This is a genomic window from Methylophaga sp. OBS1 (assembly GCF_026319365.1).
This window is the reverse complement of record NZ_JAPDMS010000003.1, coordinates 137,444-150,964: the sequence shown is the minus strand read 5'-3', so window position 1 is coordinate 150,964 and position 13,521 is coordinate 137,444. Positions and strand designations below refer to the sequence as shown.

Here is a 13,521-nt window from a genome sequence, read left to right as displayed (position 1 = left end):
ATGATAGCGCGAACTGGTCATTGTCTGACAATAACCAACTCACGAAACCGATTAATAACTGCTGTTAGACCTTGAACTGGCTTATCAGTCTTTGCAGATCCGCGGCCAGTTTGGCGAGACTCTGACTGGTTTCAGTTGTTTGCGAGGTGCTGTCAGCATTTTCCTCTGCAACCTGAGCGATATGGGTAATATTCCGATTGATATCCTCAGCCACCGCGCTTTGTTCTTCCGCCGCGCTGGCGATATGTGTGTTCATATCGAGGATGGATCTGACCTTGTCAGCAATGACATCCAGAGACTCACCGGCTTCTTCAACCTGGGACACAGTGGACTCGACTTGTTCTTTTCCGCTCAGCATGGCTTCCACGCAATGATTCGCACCACTCTGCAGGCGATCAATGATGGTTTTAATTTCTTCAGTTGACTGCTGACTGCGCTGGGCCAGGGTCCGAACTTCATCAGCGACTACGGCAAACCCGCGTCCGGACTCACCAGCACGTGCTGCTTCAATCGCCGCATTCAAAGCCAGCAGATTAGTCTGTTCGGCGATTTCCTGAATCACGGTCAGGACTGTGCCGATGTTGTCGCTCTCCACCTGCAGGTTTTTGATTGCTTCAGCATTGTTGCTGCTCTGTACTGCCAGTTGTTTAATACCAGCCACCGTTTTCTGCACCACTGTTTTACCTTTAACAGTTTCTTCATCGGAGGTTTTGGAGGCACTGGCTGCCTGGGCGGCATAACGTGCCACTTCCTGCACGGTGGCGGTCATTTCGTTCATCGCGGTTGCGACCTGTTCACTACTGCTTTGCTGGTTGATGACGCCTTCACGACTCTGCTGCGAGACTACCGCTAGTTGCTCAGCAGCGGCACTCACTGTTTGCGCCGATGTCAGCACATCTTCAATCAGTTTTTGAAAAGTCCCCGTCATGCCGTTGAATGATTCAGCCATCTCACTGATTTCATCCTTGCCGGTGACCGGCACCCGGATACTGAGATTTTTTGTATCTTCAACTTCATGCATAACATCTGACAGCTTTTGCAGCGGTTGGATGATGCTGCGGCTGATAGCCATAATCAACCAGATGATTGTGGTGCCCAAAACAATGGAGATGGCAAGAATCCAGAGTTGATATTGCTGAACTGTGGCTGGAATGGCGGATTGCATCAGTTCATCCAGCTTATCAAGTGACTCCTGACTCTGATGAATTGTTGTCCGCATTTCACCTAACAGGCCGCTGTCACTATCCAGGCCTTTTTTCTGATAGCTTTCAGCCAGTGCCAGAAAATCCTGTTGGTAACTATCCAGCAGTCCCCTGATTTCAGCTTGCGTGCCAGCCGGCAGGAAGCTGTCGTTCAGCGCTGCTTTAAAAGTCTGAACCTGATCGTTGAAGCGGGAGATATATTTCATGTCAAGGCGCAACATAAAATCTTTTTCATAACGTCTCAGCATCAGCATGTGCTTGAGTAGTGCGTCTTCATTGAAAGTATTCAGTCGCTCTTCAATGTTATGAACCGAACTCCGCAGTGCACCGTAGAGGCCATCGGTCGGTGTCAGACCAATCACTTTTTGCAATGCATAAATATTACTGAAATTGATGGCGTATTCACTGACATAAAATCCCAGATCCCTGGCCGCCTCGCTGTTAACGCCATGACTCTCTAGGTTAATCACCATTTTATCAGCACGGCTGATAAGGGAAGCCTGTGTTTGCTGGAAACTCTCAATGTATTTGGGATCCAGTCTTGCCAGAAAGTCCTTTTCATGTCGTCTGAGTGTCAGCATCTCCACCTCAGCCTGTTGTGCTTCAACAGCCAGGCTTTCGAGTGCTACCACTTTACTCATTGCAAAGCGTTCCAGTCCCATAATGACAATGAGTGTGACTGCCACCATGAAGGCGACGAGAATGAGTTTTTTTCTGACGGTCAGCTTGCTCAGCATGCGGTGAATCCTTGATCGTTGTTGTTATATGTAGTGAACCGATATAGACAGTGTGTCGGCTTAGATAGAGCTTTCATTAATCGATTTTTCCATCTTGTTGTCCACTATTTAATTGGTTCTGGCAGGGGACTTTCACCAACTGCCAGTGCTCGCCAGCCCAGTGCCAAATTTCCTTGAGTGTGTATTGAGCAAGCTCAGTCGGTGGGTTCAGGCCGAGAAATGCCAATGCCTGCGTTAGCATCCGTGAAGCATTACCGGGCTGAAGTGCTTGGGCGTGCGTCTGTTTACTGAGCTTTTCTCCCTCCGCATTCGTGACGATGGGAATGTGAGCATAAACCGGTGAGTGAAGATGCAGACTGTATTGCAGCAGAATCTGGCGACTGGTGGAGTTCAGTAAGTCTGCGCCGCGAACAACATGATTGATCTGCTGTTCGGCATCATCAACCACGACCGCGAGTTGATAAGCAAACTGACCATCAGCGCGTTTCAGGATAAAGTCACCTATATCCCGCCGCATGGCATGATCAATCTGACCCTGGATACGATCATTGAATAGCAAATGTTCGACGTCGGTTTTAAAACGCCAGGCAATGGTTTCACGTTCCCTGCTCAAACCGTTTCGACACAGACCGGGATAGACCGGACCCTCGATACCCGCATGCGCAATGTCTGCGACTTCGCGACGGCTGCAATTACAGCGATAGACTTTATTCTCGGCAATCAACTGATCCAGCGTTGCCTGATAGATCTCTCCCCGCTGGCTCTGGAATAGCACCTCGCCATCCCATTCAAAACCGTAAGCCTCCAGGGTACGTAAAATGTCGTCAGCTGCCCCCGGCATTTCACGCGGTTTATCCAGGTCCTCCATTCGCAGCAACCATCTGCCCTGATTTGTTCTGGCGTCAAGATAACTGGCCACCGCCGCTACCAGAGAACCGAAATGTAACGGGCCAGTAGGGGAGGGAGCATAACGGCCAGTGTATTGAGTATGGGTCATGATGGCTGCGAGTGTGAGCTGGATTGATTCAAATATTCAGCGTCTGCGCTGTCAGTGCCACCAGGCCGGGAAACCAGACACTGATTGCCACCGTTCTGCTTGGCACGGTAAAGCGCCTGATCTGCCAGACGGAAAGCGGTTTGTTCGGATAAGGACTTGTCGGCGCTGAACAGGACACTGATACCTGCACTAAGGCTGGTAGAGAAGCTTGCGTGTTCAAGTTGGAAACGCTGTTCAGAAAAAAACTGACGAAGCCTGTCAATTTTATGTATCGCTTTCAGTTCACTGCCGGCCTGGAACAGAAGCAGAAACTCATCACCACCCTGACGTATACAGATGTCTTCACTGCGGGAGAAGTTTTGCATCAGCGATGCCAGTCTTTTAATGACATCATCACCAGCTTCATGACCATAACGGTCGTTGATTTGCTTGAATTCATCCAGATCCAGCAAGGCCATATAAACCGGTTTACCGTTATCTGCATGGGCATGATGCAGCGTTCCAATAGCCTCTGGCATCATTCTGCGGTTGCCCAGACCGGTGAGTGGATCCTGTTGCACCAGTTGCAGTACGTGCTGATGATCGCGTTCCCAGTGTCGGACTCTGTCAGCCAGTGCCATCATCAGCATGATCGCTTCAAGGATGGCGCCCAGTTGCGCATAGACTAGTGAGTTCATGCCCCAGGGCAGGAGAGAGGTCGAAGCGGCGGTGACACTCAGGGCAAGGCCGCATCCGTACACCAGCCAGGCCAGTGCATACCAGCGGGCATACACCAGCCCCTGCAGATACGCCTTGAGACCCAGCACGCTCAGCAATACCAGGCTGATGATACTGATCATGGCAAGATAAAGTACCGGCTCATAGAGGCCGGCAAAACGCAGCACAATACCACCCAGAAAGACTGCCGGCAGCCATTTGAGTAACTTGTCGAGACGAGGAAACTGCAGGCGGGTCATCAAAAACTGGCGTGAAAACAGGATGGCGGTTGCTGCGACCAGTAGATAAACAATATGAAAACCTTCGTTGTGCCAGAACACCGAGTTAGGCCAGAGGAACTGGTAGGCAAAACCGTTGAGTAATGCCCACATCAGGCTGCTACTGACAAGAAAACCGGTATACAGCAGGTACAGCCACTGGCGCAGTAAAACCGCGCCCAGAAAAGAAATGGCAATCAACAGGATCATGGCACCGTAGAACAGACCATAAAGCAGATATTCGCTGTGTTGTTGCTGAATAAATTCTGAGGCTTCACTGAGTTCAAAATCCAGTGTGACACTGTCAGCCTTGTCAAAGTAAAGTTTGAGATAGACCTCAGTCGTGCCGCCGGCGGCAGTAGTATGCGGTACGGCCAGTGTCCGGTAGGGAAGCAGGCGACTGCTGAAGATTTCCCGATCTGAAAGATGAATAAATTGCGTCGAGGCATCACTGTCCTGCAGAAAGACTTCAATATGATCGAGGTAAGCGGTTTTGTGGCTCAGGATCCAATCAATGGGCTGATCAGCCGTGTTTTTGAGCAAAAAACGGATCCAGAACGCCTGCGCAGAGATACCCTGGTTGATGTCAGTATCCCCGAGTGGTCGGAAGTCCGCGTCCGTCAGCGTTGACAGCGAAGCTGAGGGAGCGGTGACAAGGTATTGTGCTGGCGCTCGCACAGCTTGCTGTTCAAGCTGGCCAATCTCAATCATTGGCAGCTTGTCTTGGTCAGCCATAGCCGGCAAGACCAGGCTCAGCAGACTAAAAGTCAAAAGAAACTGAAACAGAGGCACCGGCATGGCTGCTTTAATATTGGTGATGTCTCGACAGGGGGCTAATCATCGGCAGCGTTGCTTCTCAGAAAGCACTTTTGACCACGCCGCCATCCACTCGAACTGCTGCACCGGTCGTCGCCGAAGCCAGCGGGCTGACGAGATAACAGACCATTGAGGCGACTTCTTCGGTACTGGCGAAGCGTTGAATCAGAGAGGTCGGTCGCACATGCTCGAAAAAATCCGCTTCGAACTGTGTCAGTGTCTGCCCCTGTTGCCGGGCCATGTCTTCGACAAAGTCACCCACGCCACGAGAGCGTGTCGGGCCCGGTAGCACACTGTTGACAGTGATACCGGTGCCGGCGACATCCTCAGCCAGTCCCCGCGCTACCGAAATCTGGGCAGATTTGGTCATACCATAATGGATCATTTCCGCCGGTATCTGGATACCGCTCTCGCTGGAAATAAAAATGATACGGCCCCAGTCTTTCTGTTTCATGACGGGCAGATAATGTCTTGCCAGACGGACACCGCTCAGGACGTTGACCTCGAAAAAACGTCTCCAGTCGCTATCGGTGATGTCCTCAAACGCGACCGGTTCGAAAATACCGACGTTGTTAATCAAAATCTCCACGTCGGGATAGGCGGCGTGCAGTCTGTCAGCGACCTCGGCAGTAGCGACATCACCGGCGAATCCGAACAGACGGCCGGTCGCGTCAGCGGTGAGTGATGCCACCGCTTCATCCACTGATGCCTGACTGCGGCCGTTGATAATGACATCCGCACCTTCAGCCGCGAGGGCTTGGGCGATGGCATAGCCAATGCCAGCCGTGCTGCCGGTGACCAGCGCCAGTTTTCCTGTCAGTTGCAAATCCATACTCCCTCCTGCTGTGTATTTGAACTCATCTATGGACTCAGTTTAACGCTTATTGTTGCCAGTGACTTTCCGGTAATCGCTTGATGTGAATATAAGAGAACAGGCGAATCAGTGGGCGGACAAGGAACTGCGCGCTGCCAATCACAAAAAACCATTTTGCCAGCGTCTCCTGCATAGGCCACAGAAACAGGATACTGCCAGCGAGGAACCAGAGTGCCACCATGAAATCGTTGAGGATGCTTAATACCTCATAGCGGCGTCGAATGATCAATTGCTCGTGACCCAGCGTGACCGTGAGGGGATTATCGATTTTTTGTTCACTCATTAGCGGCGTCTCTCAAATAAAGCGATGAAGCAATGGTTATTGAATCCAGCTATGGTAAAGCGGGATACCAACCAGCACATTGAATGGGAAAGTCAGGCCCAGAGAGGCCAGCATGGCCAGACCGATGTCCGCTTTGGGGATTGCCGAGCGAATGGCAACCGGTGCGGCGATATAGGAAGCACTGGCGGTCAGCGTGGCCAGAATCAGCACGGATCCCGCTGGCAGTCCCAGCCACTGGCCTGTCACTACACCGAAAACAGCCAGCAGCGATGGCGCGATGAGAGCAAACAGGACCACCCGGATTTTATCCAGAGACACCCGCTTGAGCGCTTCGGAAGCGACCAGCCCCATCTCCAGCAGGAACAGGGCCAGCACCCCCTTGAACATCACAGTATAGAGGTCCGTCACCTCTGCACCTTTGGAGGGACCATACATCCAGCCAATAATGACACCCCCGACCAGCAGCATAACGCCGCGGTTGGTAAAGGCTTCATGCAGAATATGAGATTGGCTGCGGGCGGCTTTTTCACCAGAACGTTTATTGAAAATCAACAGCCCGAACAGAATCGCCGGCAGCTCGAGCAAAACCAGGTAGAGTGTGACCTGCCCGCCAATAGCCATGTCGTGAGTTTCAGCATAAGCCAGTGCCACGGCAAAGCTACCGGCACTGACCGAGCCGTAGTGGGCGGCAAAACTGGCGCTGTCGGCCACATTCAGGCCAACCAGTTTTCGTAGCAGGGGGTAGAGCACGGCCGGGATCAGAAAGCCTAATGCGGCAACGCTGAGCAGTTCGGGCAACAGATGCCAGCCCGTATTGCCATGTAATGCCATGCCGCCTTTGAGGCCAATGGTCAGCATCAGCAACAGACTGAGCACGTCATAGGCGGCTTTAGGCATCTCCAAATCGGATTTGACCAGGCCAGCTATCAAACCCAGCAGGAAAAACATGACGACAATATCAGGCATTTTCGGCTCCAGCGTTTTGCAATTCGCGCAATTTAAGCACAAATTGGGGAAATTTCAGAGACTGCCTTCAGCTAAGCAGCCAGAAGGCGATCATCAGCGTAATCAAAAGCCAGATTATAACGACCACAAACGTCATCCATTTAAAGCGGGGTAACGCAACATAATTTCCCGCCTCCTGGAGACTTCGCTGCCAGACTGCATCAGGCATGCTGTGAATGACCAGCCAGCATCCTAAAGGTAATAAAATCAGGTCATCCAGATAACCAATCACCGGAATAAAATCCGGAATCAAATCAATCGGGCTCAGTGCGTAAGCGACCACCAGCAACGCCAACCAGCGAGTCAGAAGCGGTGTCTCAGGGTCGCGGTAAACCAGGTAAATCGCAGTGATATGTTGTTTGAGTGTGTTTGCCCAGTTCGATAAACGCTGTTTCAGAGCCATGGCTGAGCGCCATCAGAACTCAAACGAAGCGACCAGGGGTGCATGATCCGACAGGCGGTTCCAGGATGAATGGGGCGGTCTTTCGCACAGCGTCGGTTCCATGCCCCGGTAATAAATCCGGTCCATTTTCAGCACCGGCATCCATGAGGGCCAGGTGCGGGCATAGCGATTATGCAGGGTGCGATAGGCTTCTTTCAGTTCCAGGTGCTGCGACAGCCTTTTTTCTGCCTGACCGGCCCAGTCATTGAAATCACCGGCCACAATCAGCGGTGCATTATGGGGCACATGTTCTTCAATGCGTTCGCATAGCGTCACGAACTGACGCCGTCTTTCCATGCCAATCAGGCCCAGATGAATGCAGATAATATGCAACACCTCGTCGTGCCAGGGCAGTTTGATTTCACCATGGAGCAGACTGCGGCTGGCCCAGGTGAAGGGCGAGACATTGATGTTTTCCCAGTTAGTCAGCGGGTATTTGCTCAAGATCGCATTGCCGTGGTGCCCCACACTATAGACGGCATTCTTGGCATAGGCATAATGCGGCCAGACATCCTGCGCCAAGAATTCAAAGTGGGGTTCGCTGGGCCACTGATGATGCACCAGACCATGCTGACTGTGTTCACCCTGAATTTCCTGCAGCAGCATGATATCGGCGTTGGTTTCGACCAGCGCATCCCGAATCGGGTGCAGGGTGAACTGCCGGTTGCTTGTATTAAAACCCTTGTGCAGGTTGTAGGTCAGAATGCGAAGCTCGTTATTCGACATGTAGAGAACAGTCCGGTGGCGCCTGAAGTAGCCTAAGTGATACCTGTCTATTATGGTGATCAGGTGACAAAAAACCAAGTTCAGTCAAATTTGCCTCAATGACTTGATTTTGTGATCCGCCGTCCCCATTTGCTGTGCATATTCCAACCAACAGCCAGATGGAGGCATTATTTCAATGGGCGTTGATGCACATAAGGAAACCATGGGTTTCCAGACTGAAGTCAAACAGTTACTGAACCTGATGATCCACTCCTTGTATTCGAACAAGGAGATTTTTCTGCGTGAACTGATTTCCAATGCGGCCGACGCAGCAGACAAGCTCCGTTTCCAGGCCCTGTCGGACGATGCACTCTATGAAGAAGACGTGGATCTCAAAATCCGGGTCGACTTCGATGCCGACGCCCGCACTGTCACTATCAGCGACAACGGCATCGGCATGAACCGTGAGGAAGTCATCGACAATATCGGCACCATTGCCCGCAGTGGCACCCGTAAATTCTTCGACAGCCTGACCGGAGACGAATCCAAGGATTCTCAATTGATCGGCCAGTTTGGTGTCGGTTTCTATTCTGCTTTTATTGTCGCTGACAAAGTCACGCTGAAAACCCGCCGCGCCGGTGTCGGTGCCGAGCATGGCGTGCAGTGGGAATCAGCCGGTGAGGGCGAGTTCACGATCGAAACCATCGAAAAAGCGGATCGCGGCACCGAAATCACCCTGCACCTGCGTGAAGGTGAAGACGAATTCCTCAACGGCTGGCGTCTGCGCAACATCATCAGCAAATACTCCGACCATATCAATCTGCCTATCGTCATGAAAAAAGAGGCGGTGCCGAATGAGGACGGTGAAATTGATGAAGCCGATCAGGGCGAAGAGACCGTCAACAAGGCGACTGCCCTCTGGACCCTGTCCAAGAACGATATTTCCGACGAGGAATATAAAGAGTTCTACAAGCAGATTGCCCACGACTTCCAGGACCCGATGACCTGGACCCACAACAAGGTCGAAGGGAATATCGAATACACCTCGCTGCTGTATATTCCGTCCAAGGCACCATTCGATCTCTGGGATCGTGATCGCATGCACGGCATCAAGCTGTATGTAAAACGCGTGTTTATCATGGAAGACAGCGATCAGCTGATGCCACGATACCTGCGCTTTATCCGCGGTGTGATTGATACCAATGATCTGCCGCTGAACGTATCACGTGAAATCCTGCAAAGCAGCAAAACCATCGACACCATCCGCGCCGCTTCAGTGAAAAAGGTACTGAGCGAACTCAGCAAGATGGCGACCAATGAGCCCGAACAATATGCCGAGTTCTGGAAAGAGTTCGGCCAGGTCATCAAGGAAGGACCGGGTGAAGACTTCGCCAACAAGGAAACCCTGGCCAAGCTGCTGCGTTTTGCCACCACCGAGTCCGGCAGTGCCGAACAGACCGTGTCGCTGGAAGACTATGTCGGCCGCATGAAAGACAAGCAGGACAAGATTTATTACATCACCGCTGAAAACTACGCCGCGGCGAAAAACAGCCCGCACCTGGAAGTCTTCCGCAAGAAAGGCATCGAAGTGTTGCTGCTGACCGATCGCGTCGACGAGTGGCTGGTGAATTCGTTGACCGAGTTTGACGGCAAACACATGCAGTCTGTCGCTAAAGGCGATCTGGATCTGGGCGAGCTGGAAGACGAGGAAGAGAAAAAAGCGCACGAGGAAACCGACAAGAACTTCGAAGACCTGGTTGAACGGGTCAAGAAAAACCTCGATGACAAAGTCAAAGATGTGCGCATTACCCACCGTTTGACCGACTCTCCGGCCTGCCTGGTCGCCGATCATTATGATATGAGTCAGAACCTGGAGCGGATGCTGAAAGCGGCCGGTCAGGAAGTGCCTGGCAGCAAGCCTATTCTGGAACTGAATCCGGAGCACCCGATGGTCGTGAAATTGAAAGACGAGTCGGATGAATCTCGCTTCAGCGACTGGACCTCGATTATTTTCGATCAGGCGCTGCTGGCAGAAGGTGGCCAGCTGGAAGATCCGGCGACCTACGTCAAACGCATCAACGAGATTCTGCTCAAGATTGCTTAGAACTCAGACCCTGATGCGATAGAATGGGCCGGACAGCGATGTCCGGCCTTTTTGTTTTATTCCGCCTCACCACAATAGGTGTTTCAACGTGAAGTCAGATTGTTTACAACGTTTTCTTTTTGATAATGCAGCGATCCGCGGCGAGTGGGTCAACCTGCAGGAAACCTGGCAGGAAGTGCTCAACCGGCGTGAATACCCTGCCGCCATCCGCCGCATATTGGGCGAGATGATGGGCGCTGCCGCCTTACTGACTTCCACGGTTAAAATCAAAGGCCGGCTGGTGCTGCAAATTCGCTCGGAAGGCCCGGTCAGCCTGCTGATGGTGGAGTGTACCAGTGCCAATACGCTGAGAGCCTTTGCCCAGTGGGAAGGCGATATCGATGAAAACCAGGGACTGAGTGAGCTAACGGGTGAAGGCACGCTGGCGATTACCATCGAAGTGGAGGGAGCCAAGCAGCCTTACCAGGGTGTGGTCAGTGTGCAGGGCGATACCATTGCTGACACGCTGGAAACCTATTTTGCCCATTCTGAGCAACTGGCGACCAAAATCTGGCTTTATGCCAACGATCACAACGTCGCCGGCCTGTTTCTGCAACAATTGCCGAGTGAAGAGGTGGATATGGAAAAAGCAGAAGAGGACTGGTCACGCATCAGCCAACTGGCCTCGACAATTACCGATGAAGAACTGCTGACACTGGAAATGGAAACCCTGCTGCATCGCCTGTTCCATGAAGAGACTGTACGAATTTTTGACCCGGCATCACTGAGCTTCGCCTGCACCTGTTCGCGTGAACGGGTAGCGGAAACCATCAGCATGCTGGGGCAGGAAGAGGCGGAAGATATCCTTGATGCCGAAGGCGGGATCGAAGTCGCCTGCGAATTCTGTAATGAACATTATCATTTCGATAAGGTCGATGTCGCCGAAATTTTCACTGATGCAGTCTCTCCGGCCAGTGACCCGGACACCTTGCATTGATTGTCAGTAGCGGCAAAAAGTTTTAGTTTGAGCCTTTCTGTCTGAGAGCCGGGAATCTTTATGGCGCATGTAGTCATCATAGGCGCAAGCACGGGTGGTTTGCCCGCCGCCTACGAACTGAAGGAATCATTGGGCAATAACCACCGTGTGTCGGTGGTCTCCAACACCCCGATTTTCCATTTTGTTCCCAGCAACCCATGGGTGGCGGTCGGCTGGCGACAACGTCGTCATATCAGTTTTGAACTGGCGCCTGCACTGCACAATAAAGGCATCGATTTTTACGATAGCGGCGTCAGTGAAATTGAAGCGCAGTACAACCGGCTGACGCTCTCTGATGGCAACCATCTGACTTATGACTACCTGGTGGTAGCGACGGGGCCCAAACTCGCTTTTGATGAAATCGAGGGTTTTGGTCCCAAAGGCTTTACCGAATCTATCTGCACGGTCGATCATGCTGAGGATGCCTACGACAACTGGCGTCAGTTCATCAAAGATCCGGGACCTGTCGTGGTGGGGGCGGTGCAGGGTGCATCCTGCTTCGGACCGGCTTACGAGTTTGCGATGATCATGAATCGGGCGCTGCGAAAAGCCAAAGTTCGTGACCGTGTGCCGATGACCTTTGTCACCCCGGAACCCTATATCGGCCATATGGGCCTGGGCGGGGTTGGTGATTCCAAGGGCCTGTTCGAATCCGAGTTTCGCAAGAACGATATCAAGTGGATCACCAATGCCCGGGTGAAGCAGGTTCAATCCGGCCAGATGCGGGTGGAAGAGGTCGATGATAAGGCCGAAACCATCAAAACCCATCAATTGCCGTTTAAATATTCAATGATGATTCCCGCTTTCAGGGGCGTTGATTGTGTCGCCGGGCTTGGTGAAGATGCTGTTAATCCGCGTGGTTTTCTGAAAGTTGATGAGTATCAGCGCAATGTCGCTTATCCCAATATTTACGGCATCGGTGTCTGTATCGCGATACCGCCGGTGGAAGCCGCGGCCTTGCCGGTCGGGGCACCCAAAACCGGTTATATGATCGAGAGCATGACCCGCGCCACAGTCGATAACATCACCGCCTCGATTGCGGGGCGTGAACTCAAAAGTCGCGCCAGCTGGAATGCCATCTGCCTGGCCGATCTCGGTCATACCGGCGCTGCCTTTATCGCCGAACCGCAGATTCCACCACGCAATGTGGCCTGGATGAAAAAAGGCCACTGGGTGCAATGGAGCAAAATCGCTTTCGAGAAATACTTCCTCTACAAGATGAAGCGTGGCATTACCGAACCCTGGTTCGAGCGCAAGATTCTGGATTTATTCGATATCCGCAAGCTGAAATAGTGCCCGGCCTTAGCCGGGCACAAGCTTATTTGTCCAGCGCCCAGTCTTTTCTGACCCAGTGGCAGGTGTAGCCAGTGGGGTAGTGCTGTAGATAATCCTGATGTTCGGGTTCTGCTTCATAGAACGGTCCGGCTTTGACCACTTCTGTCACGATCGGTCCCGGCAGTTTGCCGCTGGCATCGAAGTCTTTAATCACCTCTGAGGCGACTCTGGCCTGTTCCTCATTCATACAGAATATCGCTGAGCGGTAGCTGTCACCGATATCATTGCCCTGACGGTTTTTGGTGGTGGGATCATGCATGATGAAGAAAAATTCCAGCAGCTCCCGATAACTGGTCTTTTGTGGGTCATAGACAATTTCCAGCGCTTCGGCATGACCGGTATGGCCCTGTTTGACATCACTGTAGCTGACATCCGGTACATGACCACCGGTAAAGCCGACCCGGGTTCTGAGCACGCCCGGCTGCTTGCGGAACAGCTCTTCCATGCCCCAGTAACAGCCGCCCGCCAGCAGGGCCGTCTCTTCGTTGGCGGCTTTTTTAGCTTCAAATAAATGCTGATATTCGCCGTAGCCTTCATCTTCCAGTTTATCTGCCGGAATAAAACGCAGACTGGCTGAGTTGATGCAGTAACGCAGGCCACCACGGTCTTGAGGCCCATCGGGAAATACATGCCCAAGATGCGAATCACCGTGACGCGAACGCACTTCGGTACGGCTCATGCCGTGAGTTTCATCCTGATGATCGGTGACATTGTCAGCCTCGACCGGTTGCGTAAAGCTGGGCCAGCCGGTACCGGAATCAAACTTATCGGTAGAGGAAAACAAAGGCTCACCGGAGACGATATCGACATACAGTCCCGGCGCTTTGTTATCCCAGAAGGCGTTGTTAAAGGGCGGTTCCGTGCCGCATTGCTGGGTGACCTGATATTGCAGGCGATCCAGTTGCTCTATGGCTGAGTCATCTTTTTTATAGCTGTTAGTCATAATCAATTCCGACTTTGTTTTCAGATACCATATTGATGCCTGAACAGGCCAAATGTTTCACTGTAGAATGCATCGATAGCAATAAAACT

The 13,521-nt window shown here is 52.2% G+C and carries 12 protein-coding genes; 3 read left to right on the top strand and 9 right to left on the bottom strand.

The window, feature by feature from the left end; all coding sequences use genetic code 11:
- Positions 1-64 precede the first annotated feature (64 nt).
- The 8 genes from OMQ46_RS10035 to OMQ46_RS10000 all read right to left on the bottom strand — a co-directional run bounded on the left by OMQ46_RS10035 (position 65) and on the right by OMQ46_RS10000 (position 8,056).
- Positions 65-1,939: a methyl-accepting chemotaxis protein gene (locus OMQ46_RS10035; RefSeq protein ID WP_266236653.1), complete on the bottom strand. Its 1,875-nt coding sequence runs from the start codon at positions 1,937-1,939 to the stop codon at positions 65-67.
- A 76-nt stretch (positions 1,940-2,015) separates the two neighbouring features.
- Positions 2,016-2,936 (bottom strand): tRNA glutamyl-Q(34) synthetase GluQRS, encoded by a 921-nt coding sequence (gene gluQRS / locus OMQ46_RS10030; protein ID WP_266236652.1) that lies wholly within the window; start codon positions 2,934-2,936, stop codon positions 2,016-2,018.
- Positions 2,933-4,645: a diguanylate cyclase gene (locus OMQ46_RS10025; protein ID WP_266236650.1), complete on the bottom strand. Its 1,713-nt coding sequence runs from the start codon at positions 4,643-4,645 to the stop codon at positions 2,933-2,935. The genes gluQRS and OMQ46_RS10025 overlap by 4 nt, the downstream gene beginning before the upstream one ends.
- A 121-nt stretch (positions 4,646-4,766) precedes the next feature.
- A complete protein-coding gene (locus OMQ46_RS10020) occupies positions 4,767-5,558 on the bottom strand; it encodes an SDR family NAD(P)-dependent oxidoreductase (protein ID WP_266236649.1) in 792 nt (263 codons plus the stop codon).
- Positions 5,559-5,607: 49 nt separating this feature from the next.
- The gene (locus OMQ46_RS10015) at positions 5,608-5,883 is read right to left on the bottom strand and encodes a YrhK family protein (protein ID WP_266236647.1); all 276 of its coding nucleotides are present in this window, start codon (positions 5,881-5,883) and stop codon (positions 5,608-5,610) included.
- Positions 5,884-5,919: 36 nt separating this feature from the next.
- On the bottom strand, positions 5,920-6,849 hold the full coding sequence (locus OMQ46_RS10010) for a sodium-dependent bicarbonate transport family permease (RefSeq protein ID WP_266236646.1): 930 nt from the start codon (positions 6,847-6,849) through the stop codon (positions 5,920-5,922).
- 67 nt (positions 6,850-6,916) lie between these two features.
- Entirely contained in the window at positions 6,917-7,291 is a 375-nt protein-coding gene (locus OMQ46_RS10005) for a YkvA family protein (protein ID WP_266236645.1), read from the bottom strand.
- Between the two features lie 12 nt (positions 7,292-7,303).
- A complete protein-coding gene (locus OMQ46_RS10000) occupies positions 7,304-8,056 on the bottom strand; it encodes an endonuclease/exonuclease/phosphatase family protein (RefSeq protein ID WP_266236644.1) in 753 nt (250 codons plus the stop codon).
- A 175-nt stretch (positions 8,057-8,231) separates the two neighbouring features.
- Here OMQ46_RS10000 and htpG point away from each other — a divergent pair, with 175 nt between their 5' ends.
- From htpG to OMQ46_RS09985, 3 genes are all read left to right on the top strand, one after another.
- Positions 8,232-10,139, top strand: a complete 1,908-nt coding sequence (gene htpG / locus OMQ46_RS09995) for a molecular chaperone HtpG (RefSeq protein WP_266236643.1) — start codon at positions 8,232-8,234, stop codon at positions 10,137-10,139.
- A gap of 88 nt (positions 10,140-10,227) precedes the next feature.
- The gene (gene hslO / locus OMQ46_RS09990) at positions 10,228-11,115 is read left to right on the top strand and encodes an Hsp33 family molecular chaperone HslO (protein ID WP_266236642.1); all 888 of its coding nucleotides are present in this window, start codon (positions 10,228-10,230) and stop codon (positions 11,113-11,115) included.
- 60 nt (positions 11,116-11,175) lie between these two features.
- Complete coding sequence (locus OMQ46_RS09985) at positions 11,176-12,447, top strand: NAD(P)/FAD-dependent oxidoreductase (RefSeq protein WP_266236641.1); 1,272 nt, start codon at positions 11,176-11,178, stop codon at positions 12,445-12,447.
- Between the two features lie 25 nt (positions 12,448-12,472).
- Here the strand turns inward: OMQ46_RS09985 and OMQ46_RS09980 are convergent, their stop codons facing one another.
- On the bottom strand, positions 12,473-13,432 hold the full coding sequence (locus tag OMQ46_RS09980) for a bifunctional methionine sulfoxide reductase B/A protein (protein ID WP_266236640.1): 960 nt from the start codon (positions 13,430-13,432) through the stop codon (positions 12,473-12,475).
- Positions 13,433-13,521 lie beyond the last annotated feature (89 nt).

Bases quoted from the DNA above. Each gene is read 5' to 3' on its own strand.
- OMQ46_RS10035 (WP_266236653.1), bottom strand. From the start codon at position 1,939: ATGCTGAGCAAGCTGACCGTCAGAAAAAAACTCATTCTCGTCGCCTTC.
- gluQRS (WP_266236652.1), bottom strand. From the start codon at position 2,936: ATGACCCATACTCAATACACTGGCCGTTATGCTCCCTCCCCTACTGGC.
- OMQ46_RS10025 (WP_266236650.1), bottom strand. From the start codon at position 4,645: ATGGCTGACCAAGACAAGCTGCCAATGATTGAGATTGGCCAGCTTGAA.
- OMQ46_RS10020 (WP_266236649.1), bottom strand. From the start codon at position 5,558: ATGGATTTGCAACTGACAGGAAAACTGGCGCTGGTCACCGGCAGCACG.
- OMQ46_RS10015 (WP_266236647.1), bottom strand. From the start codon at position 5,883: ATGAGTGAACAAAAAATCGATAATCCCCTCACGGTCACGCTGGGTCAC.
- OMQ46_RS10010 (WP_266236646.1), bottom strand. From the start codon at position 6,849: ATGCCTGATATTGTCGTCATGTTTTTCCTGCTGGGTTTGATAGCTGGC.
- OMQ46_RS10005 (WP_266236645.1), bottom strand. From the start codon at position 7,291: ATGGCTCTGAAACAGCGTTTATCGAACTGGGCAAACACACTCAAACAA.
- OMQ46_RS10000 (WP_266236644.1), bottom strand. From the start codon at position 8,056: ATGTCGAATAACGAGCTTCGCATTCTGACCTACAACCTGCACAAGGGT.
- htpG (WP_266236643.1), top strand. From the start codon at position 8,232: ATGGGCGTTGATGCACATAAGGAAACCATGGGTTTCCAGACTGAAGTC.
- OMQ46_RS09985 (WP_266236641.1), top strand. From the start codon at position 11,176: ATGGCGCATGTAGTCATCATAGGCGCAAGCACGGGTGGTTTGCCCGCC.
- OMQ46_RS09980 (WP_266236640.1), bottom strand. From the start codon at position 13,432: ATGACTAACAGCTATAAAAAAGATGACTCAGCCATAGAGCAACTGGAT.